Annotated in this window: 19 protein-coding genes and 1 pseudogene; 16 read left to right on the top strand and 4 right to left on the bottom strand. The window is 36.8% G+C overall.

The features are described 5' to 3' along the window. Nucleotides 1–64: 64 nt before the first annotated feature. A pseudogene (locus tag ACIFUW_RS07330) lies at nt 65–330 on the top strand (LPXTG cell wall anchor domain-containing protein); the annotation flags it as partial. Nucleotides 331–334: 4 nt separating this feature from the next. Further along, a complete protein-coding gene (locus ACIFUW_RS07325) occupies nt 335–1,336 on the top strand; it encodes an alpha/beta hydrolase (RefSeq protein WP_002296637.1) in 1,002 nt (333 codons plus the stop codon). A 201-nt stretch (nt 1,337–1,537) separates the two neighbouring features. Here the strand turns inward: ACIFUW_RS07325 and ACIFUW_RS07320 are convergent, their stop codons facing one another. Together ACIFUW_RS07320 and ACIFUW_RS07315 are read right to left on the bottom strand one after the other, a co-directional pair. Beyond that, nucleotides 1,538–1,744 carry a DUF3955 domain-containing protein gene (locus tag ACIFUW_RS07320; RefSeq protein WP_002296638.1) on the bottom strand — a complete coding sequence of 69 codons (207 nt, stop codon included), beginning with the start codon at nt 1,742–1,744 and terminating at the stop codon, nt 1,538–1,540. Between the two features lie 645 nt (nt 1,745–2,389). Continuing rightward, complete coding sequence (locus tag ACIFUW_RS07315; RefSeq protein WP_002296639.1) at nt 2,390–3,238, bottom strand: MurR/RpiR family transcriptional regulator; 849 nt, start codon at nt 3,236–3,238, stop codon at nt 2,390–2,392. A gap of 163 nt (nt 3,239–3,401) precedes the next feature. On the opposite strand from ACIFUW_RS07315, the gene gnd reads away from it, so the two are divergent. From gnd to ACIFUW_RS07255, 12 genes are all read left to right on the top strand, one after another. Next, nucleotides 3,402–4,304, top strand: coding sequence for a phosphogluconate dehydrogenase (NAD(+)-dependent, decarboxylating) (gene gnd, locus ACIFUW_RS07310; RefSeq protein ID WP_002296640.1), 903 nt, complete (start codon nt 3,402–3,404; stop codon nt 4,302–4,304). 1 nt (nt 4,305) lies between these two features. Further along, the gene (locus ACIFUW_RS07305; RefSeq protein ID WP_002296641.1) at nt 4,306–5,307 is read left to right on the top strand and encodes a D-isomer specific 2-hydroxyacid dehydrogenase family protein; all 1,002 of its coding nucleotides are present in this window, start codon (nt 4,306–4,308) and stop codon (nt 5,305–5,307) included. Beyond that, nucleotides 5,304–5,588, top strand: a complete 285-nt coding sequence (locus ACIFUW_RS07300) for an alcohol dehydrogenase (RefSeq protein WP_002321677.1) — start codon at nt 5,304–5,306, stop codon at nt 5,586–5,588. Before ACIFUW_RS07305 ends, ACIFUW_RS07300 begins: the two co-directional genes overlap by 4 nt. A 32-nt stretch (nt 5,589–5,620) precedes the next feature. Further along, nucleotides 5,621–6,418 (top strand): iron-containing alcohol dehydrogenase family protein, encoded by a 798-nt coding sequence (locus ACIFUW_RS07295; RefSeq protein ID WP_169040311.1) that lies wholly within the window; start codon nt 5,621–5,623, stop codon nt 6,416–6,418. Nucleotides 6,419–6,431: 13 nt separating this feature from the next. Next, complete coding sequence (locus ACIFUW_RS07290) at nt 6,432–7,265, top strand: PTS mannose/fructose/sorbose/N-acetylgalactosamine transporter subunit IIC (protein ID WP_002296646.1); 834 nt, start codon at nt 6,432–6,434, stop codon at nt 7,263–7,265. Nucleotides 7,266–7,282: 17 nt separating this feature from the next. Beyond that, complete coding sequence (locus ACIFUW_RS07285) at nt 7,283–8,140, top strand: PTS system mannose/fructose/sorbose family transporter subunit IID (RefSeq protein WP_002296647.1); 858 nt, start codon at nt 7,283–7,285, stop codon at nt 8,138–8,140. A 21-nt stretch (nt 8,141–8,161) separates the two neighbouring features. After that, nucleotides 8,162–8,671 (top strand): PTS system mannose/fructose/N-acetylgalactosamine-transporter subunit IIB, encoded by a 510-nt coding sequence (locus tag ACIFUW_RS07280; protein ID WP_269528399.1) that lies wholly within the window; start codon nt 8,162–8,164, stop codon nt 8,669–8,671. Nucleotides 8,672–8,707: 36 nt separating this feature from the next. Further along, nucleotides 8,708–9,109 (top strand): hypothetical protein, encoded by a 402-nt coding sequence (locus tag ACIFUW_RS07275; RefSeq protein ID WP_002296650.1) that lies wholly within the window; start codon nt 8,708–8,710, stop codon nt 9,107–9,109. Between the two features lie 111 nt (nt 9,110–9,220). Then, nucleotides 9,221–9,574, top strand: a complete 354-nt coding sequence (locus tag ACIFUW_RS07270; RefSeq protein ID WP_002321678.1) for a hypothetical protein — start codon at nt 9,221–9,223, stop codon at nt 9,572–9,574. Between the two features lie 33 nt (nt 9,575–9,607). After that, nucleotides 9,608–10,051 (top strand): PTS sugar transporter subunit IIA, encoded by a 444-nt coding sequence (locus tag ACIFUW_RS07265; RefSeq protein WP_002296653.1) that lies wholly within the window; start codon nt 9,608–9,610, stop codon nt 10,049–10,051. A 16-nt stretch (nt 10,052–10,067) separates the two neighbouring features. Then, on the top strand, nt 10,068–11,153 hold the full coding sequence (gene uxuA / locus ACIFUW_RS07260; RefSeq protein WP_002296654.1) for a mannonate dehydratase: 1,086 nt from the start codon (nt 10,068–10,070) through the stop codon (nt 11,151–11,153). Continuing rightward, the gene (locus ACIFUW_RS07255) at nt 11,146–11,859 is read left to right on the top strand and encodes an HAD family hydrolase (RefSeq protein WP_002296656.1); all 714 of its coding nucleotides are present in this window, start codon (nt 11,146–11,148) and stop codon (nt 11,857–11,859) included. The genes uxuA and ACIFUW_RS07255 overlap by 8 nt, the downstream gene beginning before the upstream one ends. Before the next feature lie 206 nt (nt 11,860–12,065). Here ACIFUW_RS07255 and ACIFUW_RS07250 read toward each other — a convergent pair whose 3' ends face one another. After that, on the bottom strand, nt 12,066–12,215 hold the full coding sequence (locus tag ACIFUW_RS07250) for a hypothetical protein (protein WP_002296658.1): 150 nt from the start codon (nt 12,213–12,215) through the stop codon (nt 12,066–12,068). Between the two features lie 395 nt (nt 12,216–12,610). Here ACIFUW_RS07250 and ACIFUW_RS07245 point away from each other — a divergent pair, with 395 nt between their 5' ends. Beyond that, complete coding sequence (locus ACIFUW_RS07245; RefSeq protein WP_002293303.1) at nt 12,611–12,811, top strand: cold-shock protein; 201 nt, start codon at nt 12,611–12,613, stop codon at nt 12,809–12,811. Between the two features lie 145 nt (nt 12,812–12,956). Here ACIFUW_RS07245 and ACIFUW_RS07240 read toward each other — a convergent pair whose 3' ends face one another. Further along, on the bottom strand, nt 12,957–14,252 hold the full coding sequence (locus ACIFUW_RS07240) for an ISL3-like element ISEfa11 family transposase (RefSeq protein WP_002297218.1): 1,296 nt from the start codon (nt 14,250–14,252) through the stop codon (nt 12,957–12,959). A 255-nt stretch (nt 14,253–14,507) separates the two neighbouring features. On the opposite strand from ACIFUW_RS07240, the gene ACIFUW_RS07235 reads away from it, so the two are divergent. After that, nucleotides 14,508–14,630, top strand: coding sequence for a hypothetical protein (locus tag ACIFUW_RS07235; RefSeq protein ID WP_255301429.1), 123 nt, complete (start codon nt 14,508–14,510; stop codon nt 14,628–14,630). Nucleotides 14,631–14,868: the final 238 nt, after the last annotated feature.

Below are 14,868 nucleotides of genomic sequence, written 5' to 3'. Positions count from 1 at the left end.
AACTATTTTGAGTGTAGCACAAATGACTTTTTTAGTTGTCTAGCTTAATTTTACAATCGGCGATTACAAAAAAATCCCAGTAGCTCCACCAAAAAAGCAAGATCCGACAGAGAATGCAGACAATAAGGGAAAGAATGAACCTCGAGAGGATCAATCAAGTGATGATACGCAACCGATTCAGATGACAGTGAAAGTACAAAAAAAGACAGATGCAAAAAAAGAATGTTGCCGAAAACTGGAGAAAAGAAACATTCGCTTCTCATTTATTCAGGTGGATTTTTATCTGTTAGCACGATTATCACATGGATTTGGCGAAGAAAGAGAGGGTAAATGAATGAAATGGTTCAAGCGAATAGTGATTGCAGTACCAGTTATCATCGTAGTTATTTTAGTCACTGTATTTTTGATTAATCAAATCACACCAAAGCCGATTAGCTTGCTTGTTAGAAAACAATTTGACACAAGTGAAAAAGAACAAGTATATGCCCGACCAGATGATTTCCAGCAAAAAATCGAACAAATCGATATAAAAAAAGAAATATCCTATCCTTCAAAGTACAAAAATAATAATATGGATATCTACACACCGAAAGTGGAAAAGAAAAAATTACCGATTCTTTTCTGGATGCATGGAGGCGCATATGTAGGAGGGGATAAAAATGATTGTCGTGATTATTTGGAATATCTATGTTCAGACACGCAGCAAATCATCGTAAATATAGATTATGAACGATCACCGGAAGCAAAACATCCTACACCAGTTATCCAATTGAACGAAGCCATTCAAGCAGCTAAAAAAGAGATAAAAGATCAAGCAGATTGGTCGAATATTTCGATTGGTGGAAATTCGGCAGGTGCACAAATTAGTGGAGAATATTTGTTAGCACTTCAAAATGAAGAAATTAAAAAAGCTGATCATCTTGATCCGACTTTGGAGAACAAGCAGATTACGAAGTTTATTTCTTTGTCTGGTCTGTTGGATCCTTCTGCACTTACTCAAGTAAGTGATAAAATCTCTAGCTTTCTTTATGAAAAATGTGGATGGGCTTACTTTGATAATAAGGACTTTGAACAATCAGAGAAGGTCAAAAGTTTAGCCTTGGTCAGACATGCGGATCGTTGGACGCAAAACACATTCTTAACGGATGGAAATACAAATACGTTTACGAAACAAATGGAAGAAGTAACTTCTGTATTTGAGAAAGCGGGGGTGAAAGTCACAAAAGTAGATTATGCGGAGAAAAATGCTGTTTTGAACCATGAATATCAGTTTGATTTCAGCAATAAACAAGCGCAAGAAACATATCAAAAGTTAGTAATGTTTTTCAAGGAGTAAAGTCTTATGATGCAAAAGAGGTTGTAATCTGTCACTTAGCTCCAAGTCACAAGGAGCAATTTCAATAAACAAGCTTTTCATGGTTTATGAATATTGTAACTTGTGACTGAGGAGTTAGAGATGGCAAGGGGCACCTTTTATTCGAAATTTGGGAATATCACACGATTATTGTCACGATCTCTTTTACGTAAATTTTATAAGTCAGATTTGTTGTTTTGATCGTTTAAAAAAAGCAACAAATCCGAAGCCTGCGGAGGCAAGAAGGGACAAAAAGCCGAGTGGTAAGCAAAAGAATGCTGGTTCCACTAATATTCCGTTGTTATTGATATAAGGCTGGGAACAAAGATGAATAGCAAATAAAATCAATGCACTAGCGAAAAAAAGCAAAGAAATATGGATAGCTTTCATAAGCAGCACCTCCTTTTTTATAATTGTATGATAAATAGATTAAGAATCTATAAATGTGACAAGTTTGTTAGGATGTGAATAAAATGATCATCTAGCGAACTTGAAACAAAGATGGCTAATGATAAGCAATTAATGATTCAGCAATCAGATAGGTACAAAGTTTACCATCATACGTCTAGACCAATAATAGAAAATATGGGAATATAATAGAAAAGATTTAGGATACCCCCAAAAGAATTTCCCCAAAAATTCGATGTATCCTAAACTTTTTTATTTTACATAACAATCATATCAACTGTGAAATAAAATTACAAATGATAACCTAAAATGAGGCCAAAAGCCAGTGTTATCAAGGAAATACTTAATTCACCAAAATTTTTTTTAATTTTTTAGAAAATAAGAAACAAAAATAATAAAAAAAAGAAAAGATAAATTTTTTACTACTGTATACTAACTTTGTTATCGCATCTAACAAGTAACTCGAATAATACCAATACAACCTTCTCCAAAGATGCGATGACATACGTTCTAACCCACCGACTATTGATGTTCTGTACCACCCTTGCAGAACCAAAAAAGCCACTACCAAATATTTGGTAGTGGCTTTTTTTGTTTTATGGATTTTTCGCTTTTTCTGTTATGGTGCTATTCTTTGATTTCAGAAATAGTATGTCGAACTTTAGCGATAGAACGACGTGATTCTTTTTCGTTGTAAAACATCAAAATCACATATAGAGAGTCCAAAATGCTTAGTTGAGAAATACGGGAAGCTAAAGCTTCAGATCGGAATTCTGTTTCTTCAGAAATAGAAATAAAAACGACATCGCCAAGTTTAGCAAGGGAAGAATTAGCTTGGCTAGTAATAACGATTGTTTTTGCTCCAGTTTTTCTTACGGTTTCAGCAATATGGATTGTTTCTTTTGATTGCCCTGTGTGAGAAATCAAAACAGCACAGTCTTTTTCCGTCAATAAAGAAGCTTCCATCAATTGAATATGGTAATCCGTGCTGTGAGAAGTTGCGATAGGGGAACGCAAAAATTTATGATAAGCGTCAGTTGCTACAATCTCTGAACCGCCAACACCGAAAAAATAGACACGTTTAGATTCATTGATAATAGTAGCCGCTTTTTTTAGATCCTTTTGTTGTAACAACTTTTTTGTGTCATTTAAAGTTGAAATACTAGACTCGAACACCTTTTGCGCCATAGTGAGCTCAGTATCTGTTTTCTGAATATTTTCGTGGATAGAAATAGCAGATAGATCATTTTCTTGGATCAACATGGCCATTTTAAAATCTTTAAATCCATTATAACCAAGTTTTTTTGTAAATTGAAAAAAAGTAGAGTCAGCAATGCCCAGTTCACTTGCTAAATTGCTAATAGGACTATGACTTACTTTGCTTGGATTTTCTAAAATATAATCGGCGATAGCCTGTTCTTTTGGGCTGAAGTCGTTGTACATTGTTTTGATTTGTAGTCTTATGGAGACGCTCATGAGAATTCCTCATTTTCATAATAAGATTATCATTTTTTCCGTTCTCATTAATGTTAAAGATACAAGGAGAGTAGGAAAAAATCAAACAAAAAATATTTTTGTAAAATCTATTTACAAAAAAATTTTTTTGTATAATGAGGGTATAAGAAATGGAGGCGCTATCATGGAAATTGGTGTAATTGGTTTGGGAAAAATGGGATTGAATTTAGCTTTAAACTTAAAAGAGCACCATCACAAAGTACAAGGACTCGACATTTCAAGTACAGCTGTTAGTCAGGCAAGAGAAAATGACATTCCTGCTTATCAAGAGATCTCTGAATTTCTAGCTACTTTTGAGCAGAAAAAAATCATCTGGTTAATGCTTCCTGCTGGAGAGATAACCGAAAACATGTTAAGAAAACTTTTTCCAAAACTCGGACCAGGAGACATTATTATTGAAGGCGGAAACTCTTATTATAAAGATTCAATCCGTCGAGCAGAAGAGTTTCAGAAAAATGAAATCGGTTACTTGGATTGTGGGACTTCTGGAGGAATCGAAGGAGCACGACATCAAGCCTGCTTAATGATTGGAGGAGATAAAGAAACTTTTCTATCCGTGGAACAATTATTCAAAGATGTAGCAATTGAAAGAGGATATCTGTATGCTGGTGCATCCGGAAGCGGACACTTCTTGAAAATGATCCATAATGGAATCGAATATGGAATGATGCAAGCAATCGGTGAAGGATTCCAACTTGTACAAAAAAGTGAGTATGCTTTTGACTTGGAACAAGTCGCACGTGTTTGGAATCATGGTTCGGTGATTCGCGGCTGGCTGATGGAAATCATGGAAGATCAGTTAAACGAACATCCCAATTTAAGTAATTATCGGGGAATCGTTTCTGCATCAGGTGAAGCAAAATGGACGGTTGAAACAGCGCTAGAAATGGCTGTTCCAGTTCCAGTAATTGCAACTAGTTTGTTCATGAGGAATCTTTCACAGGAAGAAGATAGTTTTTCAGCAAAAGTAGTTTCAGCACTAAGAAATGGGTTTGGCGGACATGAAATAGTTGAAAAGGGTGAGTAAAATGCCAGATTATCATATAGCAATCGTTAATTCCAGCAGTTTCGGAAGAGTCTTTCCACACCACTTGGAAAGATTAAAGTCAGTTGGAGACGTTCATTTCTTTACTGTTGATCAAGAGATTCCAGGAAAAGAACTAGCGGAGTTACTTAAAGGATTCAATATCATTATTGCAAGTGTTACGCCATTTTTTCGACGAGATTTTTTTGAAAACAAAGATGAACTGCTATTGATTTCCCGACATGGTATTGGTTACAACAATATTGATTTAAAAGCAGCAAAAGAACACCAGACAATCGTATCTATCATACCTGCTTTAGTTGAACGAAATGCTGTAGCAGAAAATAATATAACTAATTTGTTGTCCATGCTTCGACGCACGACACAAGCACAAGCAAGAGTCAAGGACGATCGATGGGAAGATCGGGCGGAGTTCGTCGGTAGGACGCTGTTTAACAAAACAGTTGGTGTGATTGGTGCAGGAAATACCGGAAGCGGAGTAATCGAAATTTTGCGTAACGGTTTTCGCTGTGATGTTCTAGCTTATGATCCTTACAAATCAGATTTATACATCGAAAGCTTTGGTGCAAAAAAAGTAGAACTTCAAGAATTACTGGAACAATCAGATATCATTTGTTTATGTGCGAATTTGACAGAAGAGAACTATCACATGATTTCTGATAAAGAAGTCGATCAGATGAAAGAAAATGTTTATCTATCTAATAGTGCAAGAGGCGCTCTAGTTGATGAAGAAGCGATGATTAATGGTCTGAAAAGCGGAAAGATCGCAGGATATGCCACAGATGTTTTAGAAGAAGAACCGGGACGTCAAGATCATCCGTATTTAGCGTTTGAACAAGTAGTGATTACGCCACATATATCGGCCTACACAAGGGAATGTTTAGAAGCAATGGGTGAAAAATGTGTCAGAGATGTCGAACAGATCAGTCAGCACCTTCTTCCTGAACGTTCTGTCCAGACAAAGAGCAACTATATAAAAGGATGATGAAGAAAATGGTGAACGGTTTAAAAGTGAAAACAGGCCCTCAATTTTATTTATATGAAGAAGGTGGTATTTCAAAAGTTTCTGATCTCTTGAAATCATACGGCGCGAAAAGAGTACTGGTCACCCACGGAACGGTATCATGGGAAAAGGCGCTACCTAAATTAGTATTTTTGAATGACGAAACGATTCAATTTTTTTATCATCGTTATTCTGGAGAATGTAGTTATGCTGAAGCCAGACGAATAGCTACAATCATCAAAAAAATGAAATCGATTTCGTAGTTGGCGTTGGCGGAGGAAAACTGACCGATCTAGTGGGTTATAGTACCAATCTTGCAAGAATCGATTTCGGAGTCATCCCTACTTTAGCTAGTAATTGTGCTCCATGGACACCTCTTGCTGTCATGTATAAGGAGAATGGACAAGCAGAAGGGAAAACAGAACACTTTTACAGACAAGCTGCTTTTTTTATAACAGATCCCCAATTAGTGATTGATTCCCCTGTTCCATATTTCATTGCCGGGTTAGCAGATACACTAGCAAAATGGTATGAATCTGAGCTCATCTTAGAACAAGATTTTTTGCAAGATGAATCATTTTTGAAGCTAGCACAAGATACTGCGAAGATCTGCAAAGAAGAGATTTTGAATCATTCTGCTAAAGCAATCCAAGATATGGCACAAAGAAAACTGACATCGGAGTTCAAACAGCTTTCAGAGATTATCTTTGCTGTTGCTGGTTTAGTTGGAGGATTAGGAGATAAATACGCAAGAAATGCGGCAGCACATGCTATGCATGACGCTATCAGTAAATATATTCCGGAAAGCCATCGTTTTCTACATGGAGAAAAAGTAGCGTATGGGATTTTCTATCAACTGGCACTAGAAGGTCGCTGGGAAAAAATAGACGAGTTATATCCTTTGTATCGGGAATTAGAACTGCCGGTTTCTCTAGAACAAATGGGATTATTTCCGAAAGATAAACAGATAATAGATAAAATGGCTGAATTTATTGATTCGAAAGAGAAAGTGCATTTGATTCCTATAGAGGTAACACAGAAATCACTGATACAGTCAATGATGGAACTGGAAGGTTATATCAGAAAGATCTGAAGGAGGAGGACACATGGAAACATTAAGTGTAGTACAAAGTTTGTTGATTGCTTTATGGGTAGCCGCGGTTATGTCCCGCTGGTTAGGTGGAGGAGCCACGTTGACCTTACGTTTTTCTCCTTTGATGACTGGATTAGTCGTCGGGTTGATCATGGGGGAAGTTGCACAAGCGATGATTGTTACAGCCGCTTTGCAAATGATTTATATGGGGGTTTTTTCTCCAGGAGGATCAATGCCAGCTGAACCATCTATTGCAGCAGCTATCGCAGTACCAGTCGCATTATTAGGGGATCTGTCGCCAGAAGCAGCGATTGCCGTTGCGGTGCCAGTCGGATTGCTCGGAAGTTACTTGTATCAGTTTCGTTTTTTCATCAATACTTTTTTAGGTAAATATACAGACAAAGCTGTAGAAGATTTGAATACAAAAGCTATGGCCCGATCAATTATTCTTTATCCAACGGTTGCCTCATTTTTATTATTCGTTCCGCTTGTTTTCATTGCTTTATATTTAGGGGCGCCATTGATCGCTGATGTAATCAAAGCTTTAGAGGGAACAGTCGTTATCCACATTCTTGAAGTAGTAGGTGGAGGGTTAGCGGCAATCGGTATCGCGACAACTGTATACGTTATCGGTCGAAAAGATTATCTGGTCTTTTTCTTCCTTGCTTATTTTATGAGTGTTGTTTTGAAATCTTTAGATATTACGATGGTTACTTATGCCATTTTTGGGATTATTATCGCTTTGATCTTTGTCCAGTCGCAAAAAGGGAAACAAGTACAGCCTGCCACAAGCAATAACAATTCAGCATCTTTTGATGACGAAGATGACTATGATGACGGATTTTAATTTAGGAGGAATGGGAAATGGCTGAAATAATGGATAATCAAACAGGTGCTCCTGAAGAAATCACGAAAAAAGATGTAACAAAAGCCTATCTGAGATGGCATTTTGCAAACGAAATTCCTCACTCTTTTGAACGTTACTTGGCGCCATCACTACTATACGGAATGATGCCAATCTTGAAAAAACTTTATAAAGATGAAGACTCTTTAAAAGCAGCATATAAACGGCAGTTACTGTTCTTCAACACTCAATTAAGCTGGGGTGGCGGTGTGATTACTGGCCTAATGTCTTCTATGGAACAGCAAAGAGCAGAAGAAGAGTATGAAGAAAAAGAGATCTTGATGCAGGATGACTTGATGTATAACACGAAAGCGGGATTGATGGGGGCACTAGCAGGAATCGGAGATGCAATCGATTCAGGAACCGTCCAATATATTTTTATCGCAATCGCGGTACCTTGGGCACAACAGGGAAGTCCTTTAGGCGCACTTTTTCCTTTTATCTGCTTTGGGTTGTATCAGGTTTTACTAGGGGTATTTTTCGCAAGACAAGCTTTCACTATGGGCCGTAATGCTACAGGCCTAATGCAAAACACTGGTGTTCAGACAGCGATTGAAATGCTATCAGTTTTAGGGTTGTTTATGATGGGGGTGCTTGCGGGAAACTATGTAAAAGTAGAATCTTCATTGAAATTTGCGATATCCGGACGTGAGTTTGTTATCCAGGAAATTCTTGATCAAATCGTGCCAGGGATATTACCTTTAGCTGTCGTAATGGGTGTGTACTTGTTCTATACGAAAAAAGGATTGAAAGTCACACAAGCATTATTATGGCTGACTGGAATATTAATTGTGCTAGCAGGAATCGGTATTTTATAAAAAGAAGGGAACGTGAATAAGATGGGTGTAGTCAATTTAGCGCGTGTGGATGAGCGTTTGATCCATGGGCAAGTAATGGTAACGTTATCTCAAAAAAGTGGAGTGAATTCCATTTTTGTTGTAGACGAAGTTGTAGCAAAAGATAAATTTATGAGAGATCTTTACAAAAATGCAGGAAGCCGTACAGAACAAAAAACAATTGTCATTACACCAGAGAAAGCTAAATTCTATTGGGATGAATATCAATTTAAAGAATACAATTGTATTTTGATCGCAAAAACAGTCCAAACGATTTACGACTTAGTAAAACACGGAATCCCCATGGAAGAATTGAATATTGGAGGGATTGCTCAAAAAAATCCTGATACAGATCTTTTAGTGACGAAATCTGTTTATTTAAATAAATCAGATGCTGAAAAATTGAAAGAAATGAATGAACAATATGGCGTAAAGAATATTTATTTTCAAGCCACTCCATCTGCACCTAAAACAGGATTAAAAGATGTATTGAACAAGTTTGATTTGTCATAAACAAATGCTTAGAAAAAAGATAAAGAGGGCGAAAAAATGAAGAAGAACGAGCTGTTTCGTGATTGGGAATTTCGTTATCGCTATATTTACCGTAAGCGCCGTACAAAAAAGAGTAAACAGCGTTTTCTTTCAGCATTAGTATCAGATATTTACAGTATGAGAACAGATGTGACAGTCATTGCTTACGATACGCTAGCCTACCGATCAAAAAATATTTATGTTGGAGATATCGAAAAAGCAGAGAAAGTTATCTGTACTTATTACGATACACCCGTTCATGCATTAGGAAGTTATTTCATGTTTGATTGGAAAGACCAAAGGAAAAAAACAATCTACTCTATATTATTGTCCTTCATTTTGTTGTTCAGTTTAGGTTGGTGGGGAATGATGATATATAACAAAAATCCTCATCACGTATTCGATCTGCTATCCGTATAAACAGGTATCACTGTACTAGCATTTGGGAGCTACTTTTTCTTATTGGGAAAAGCAGCTCGCGGATGGCCTAGCAGACAAACTTTTATTCGAAATACTTCATCCATATTAACGATGCTAGAAATGATCCGTACGATTGATGATCCGAGTGTAGCGTATGCGTTTGTTGATGAAGGCTGTTATGGAGAAAAGGGCTTAGACAGCGTGAGATCGGGTATGAAAAAAGAGGCTATTCTTTTTTATCTAGACTCTGTTGGGGCAGATACACCGCTACAGTTTTCGGGAAATTATTTTTCAAATAAAGAACAGTGGCTGAAACAAGTTGATAAGTTGAAAGAAAAAAACGTCAATTATATTTTTAGTGCAAGAAAAAAGCAAGCGCAGTTCTTCTATTTGACCAAAACAGATTTACGAGGGAAAACATTTAATTGGCAAAATGCCAATCAGATTATTGCTCTTTTTCGATAAGTAAAAAGTGCAAAACAAGGAGTGAGAAGACTAATGTTGGAAATCATGATCGTTACACATGGTAAGTTGAGCGAAGGACTGAAAGATGCGGCGGAAGTAATTGTCGGGACATCGAGCCATATTGAAACAATGTGCTTAGAGTCTGGGGAGGACATCCAAACATTCGGAGAGAAGGTCAAAGAAAAATTAACTATGATCAACACAGCAGAACCCATGCTAGTATTTGTTGATCTAATTAGCGCAAGTCCGTACAATCAAGCGCTCTTGGCAGTCAATGAACTGACTGAAGAAAAGAAAGCAGCCACTTATGTCATAGGGGGCGTGAATCTGCCAATGTTGTTAGAAGCAATCAATCATCAGATGCTTCACACACCGATAGAAGAAGCGGTGGAACAAATTGTCAAACAAGGAAAAGATAATTTAACTGTTTGGCATGCTTCAGCGGAAGAAAAAAAATTAGATGAGGACGATTTTTAGAAGGAAGGCTGAAAAGATGAAGTGGGGATTTAGATGGTATGGTGAAAAAGGGGATTCGATCCCATTAAAATATGTTCGCCAAATACCGGGAATAAATGGGATAATTGGAACTTTGCTGACTAAAATGCCTGGAGATGTTTGGGAGATTTCAGAAATTGAGGAGTTGAAAGCATCTGTTGAGAGCCAAGGACTGGAACTGCTTGGAATTGAAAGTGTAGCGATCCACGATGCAATCAAGGCAGGGACAGATGAACGAGATTACTATATTGATAACTATATACGAACAATCAAAAACTTGTCTCGATGTGGGGTTCGATTGATTTGTTATAGCTTCAAACCAATTTTTGGATGGGCGAAAACTGATTTGTTTAATGAAAACAACGATGGAAGCTATTCTCTTTTATACGATCAGAAAATCGTCGATCAGATGGAGCCAGGAGAAATGTATCAATTGATACACAGCCAGTCAAAGGGATTCAAATTGCCGGGTTGGGAAGAAGAACGGTTGAAAAAATTCGCTCAGCTGGAAAAACTGTATGAAGGAATGACCGAAGAAGAATTATTTGAAAATCTGACTTATTTTTTAGAAAAAGTGATTCCAGTGTGCGAAAAAGCAGATGTAAAAATGGCTATCCATCCAGATGATCCGCCATGGGAACTTTTTGGTTTTCCTAGAGTGACGAAAAATCTTGGCGACTTGAAGAAAATTCTAAATGCAGTAGATTCTCCATATAATGGACTAACGCTGTGCACAGGATCTTTAGGGGCAAATCCGGAAAACGATTTAGTTGAAATCATCCATGAGGTAGGTTCGCGCATCCATTTTGTCCACTTCAGAAACGTGGAGTTTTTAGGAGAAAGAAAGTTCAAAGAAACGGCACATCCCTCTACAGAAGGCTCCCTTGATATGTATCATATTATGAAAGCGTTGGTGCAAGAAGGGTTCGACGGTCCTATACGCCCTGATCATGGTAGAACCGTGTGGGGTGAAGTGGCTATGCCTGGATATGGCCTGTATGATCGTGCAATGGGACTCACTTACATGCAAGGTCTATATGAGGCGATAAGTAAGGAAAAACCACTGGGAGAGCATTATGAATAAAATCAAGCTCTTCATCTTTGATATGGATGGCCTTTTATTAGAAACTGGACGTTTAGCTTATCGTGCTTATGTAAAATCAGCACAAAAGTATGATTATGAAATGCGTAAGGAAGTCTATTATTTACTAACTGGCCAAACAGAAATGGCGATAAGAGAACAAATGGGCATTTTGTACGGAGAAGATGTTCCATATATCAAATGGCGAGAAGCAATCAATCAATATAAAGAAAAAATCGTGAAAGAAGATAAGAGAGTATATACGAAAAAAGGAGCAGAAGAAATTTTATCTTTTGCAAAAGAAAGAGGAATCCATACAATCGTGGCTTCGTCTAATACACGGGTAAAAGTAGAAATGTATTTAAAAATGGAAAATCTATATGCCTTGTTTGATCAAATCATTTCAGGGGATGATGTAAAAAAAGGAAAGCCGGAACCAGAGATCTTTTTGAAAGCTTGTTCAAAAATGAATATTCCTCCAAGTGAAGCACTTGTATTTGAAGACTCGATTGCAGGGATCGAAGCAGCAAGGCGAGCGGGCATTTTGTCTTTTCTCATCAAAGATCATTTGATAGGGTTGCCCGATCATAATGGGAAGCATAAGTTGAAAGTAGATGTAAGTTTATATGAATCCAATAAAGCAGACTATGAATTTTATGACCTGCATCAAGCAAAACGATTTTTAGAAAGTAAAGGGTTGTATCTCTAATAAAGAGGACTATTTTCTAGTCCTCTTTATTTATTGTCCTGCACGACTGAGGGAACAGATGAAAAAGAAGTAATTTTTTATTTTGAAGTATCTACCTTATTTGTAGTGAACAATTTAGAACAAACACAAAACGCATCTACTGTTATCTACCAGTAGATGCGTTTAAAGAGAAGAACGAGAATCGTCCATATGAGGGTTTCCACTCCTTATGCAGATTTTTTTAATTCTTGCACTGCTTGTTCGATCGTAACACCTGTCGCTACATGATTGGTATTTTCTTTGTCAAAAACGACAAATAGATTCAAATCTGTATCCAAGGTTACTCGATATTGTATATCTTTGTTATAGAATGTCATAGCCATTCTCCTTTCTTTAAATACTTGCTGAAAGGCAACGAACGCGTTGATAACGAAATTCCATTTATAAGTATACCACCAATTGAAAGGTTTTCATAGTTAAGAAATTTTAAAGTCAAAAGTTGCAGATAAAAGCAAATAAACAAGAAAACAAAAAGTGAATCAATCGCGGTTATTCAACTTTTTCTTCGATTCGAAGACAATAGAAGACAATGAATTTTATATTTCATTGCATTATCCTTGTGTTATTAGAAAAAGCATGATATATTAAATGAGTAATCTATTTTGAAACGTAATTTGAGCGATATATCTACATAGATAAAACTCCTTTTGCCTATCAAATATTTATTGCAACGAAAAAACGTACATTGATACGTATCAGGAGGAATTTATTTATGAATAACGGTACAGTAAAATGGTTCAACGCAGACAAAGGTTTTGGCTTTATCACTGGTGAAGATGGAAATGATGTATTTGCACATTTTTCAGCTATCCAAGGTGACGGCTTCAAAACTTTAGAAGAAGGCCAAGCAGTGTCTTACGATGTTGAAGATGGTCAACGTGGCCCTCAAGCAACAAACATTGTTAAAGCTTAATAAAAATTGACTTTTAACCGTCTTTTCGAAAGAAAAGACGGTTTTTTTGTACGAAAAAATTCAGGCTCTTTGTCAATAAGGACTGATGAGTTGTGCAAAATCAAATCTGAGTCAGAATGAACCACATTCTGGCTCAGATTTTTTGTTATCTTACATTGATTAATTGATTGATCAAAAAGATTCTAATTCTCATGTTCTCAAATGATTTAAATCCGTAGGATACTCGTTTCATTGTCTTTATGTGGGTATTCTTCGCTTCTATTTTTCCATTGGAATAAGGATAGATCATTGCGTTGGTGATGCCTTCTTCATAGGTCAGAAGGTTTTGAAGCTTTTCCCGAAAGCTGTCATCTAACGTTTCGGGAAGTTCTGCCAATAAGGAGAAAAATAAGTCAGGGTCTTTGTCTCGAAAGGCTTCAACTAATTCATGAAAAAAGGGATACGCCTCCTTTAGGGGCGGAGAAAACTCAAGCAATCGATCAATCATCATTGCTTCAGTAAGAAATGGGTATTTTGGTGCTCGGAAACTTTTCCATGTTTTGTATTCATAATGGTTGATGTTTGCACGATTTTTTAGCAAAAAGCGCCAGTTCTTTTTCAGTTTTTCTGCCTGGCTTTTCTGTCCGGCTTTACGAAGTTCATTCATTTCACGGATACGCAACTCATTGAACGCTTGATTCATGTGTTTGACAATATGAAACCGATCAATCACGACTTTCGCATTTGGCAGAACACGTTTGGTGAGCTGGAAGTAGGCGGCGTTCATGTCTGTCACCAAGAATTCTACTTCTTCTGGATTGGTACAACCTAAGAAATAGCTTGTTAATCGAGGTAATTTACGCGTAGGCAAAACATCTATTAATTTTCCTGTTTCGCCATCCGCGCAAATAAAGCTCATCTTATCTTCTATGGAAGCATGCGAACGAAATTCGTCAACCATCAATACTCTGGGGAGGATCTTCTTAGATTGCTTTGGTAAATAGCTTTTAAACTCTTTCAATGTACGAATAACGGTGGTCAAAGATACCTGACAGCTTTTCGCAATAAAAGATAAAGATACTTTTTCAGTCAGTAAAGAAGCAATTTTATATCTAACATGATTTGCGATTGAATGTCTGGGTTGGACAAAATAACTTTGAGCCGTCCAATGGGTGCGACAGTTTTTACAGGTATAGCGTTGCTTTTTTAGGCGCATAACCAAAGGCATATGATTGTATTGTTCAAAACGGACAATCGTTTCCTTTTTTCCATTTTTCACTATAATTGCTTTCCCGTTTCCATCTACCACAGTAGAACCACAACTTCTACAAGCACGAGGAGTAGGCGAGAGAACAGCATCGACGACCAACGTCTTTTTCTTCTGAAGGGTCTCGTAAGAGACCTCTGTAATCATCAAATCTTTCTCTGTTATTCTCAGCATTTTTTTGATAGAATCATTCATATAGCGTATCGTCCTCTCAGTTGTTTATTTTGTGGTGATTTAATCATACTAGAGAACGATATGTTTTTTAATACCTAAAATGAAAATGGGGCTGAAGAATCAATTCTGATTCATCAGTCCCATAAATTATAGAGCCAAAATTCATTGGTCGTTGAATGGGCTGAATAGTAGTGTATAAAACAATTTTGTGGAGCGTGAAGCTTTTATGGTAGAGGAAAATACGAATAAAGTGATGTTGATAAAAAGATTCCTATCTTGAATATGAATCGAGATGTCTTGAAAATGAATGAGTTTGACCAATCATTATCCTATCGAAATTTACAGTTTCGTTCGATTGGTCTGTCAATTAATGAAAAAGTAAAAAAGAATATGTTCTAGGAAGAGGGCGGCACATCTAAATTTTTAAGTAACGGACAGTTCAAATATCAAGCATTGAAAGAGGCTATCCTACTGTTTGAAGGAATACGAATATATAAAAACGACAAAGAGGAAAAAGTAGTTCATTAAATCCCTTCAAGTGATGAAAGAATGAGATCTAATAAAACCTGATCTTTCATCTGTTTTTTTAATAACGTAATAATTTTTTTATTTTTTGTGCTTTCGCCGTTATTGTAGA

The organism is Enterococcus sp. PLH-Efm8 (genome assembly GCF_053011625.1).
This window is presented reverse-complemented; position numbering and strand designations above follow the sequence as displayed.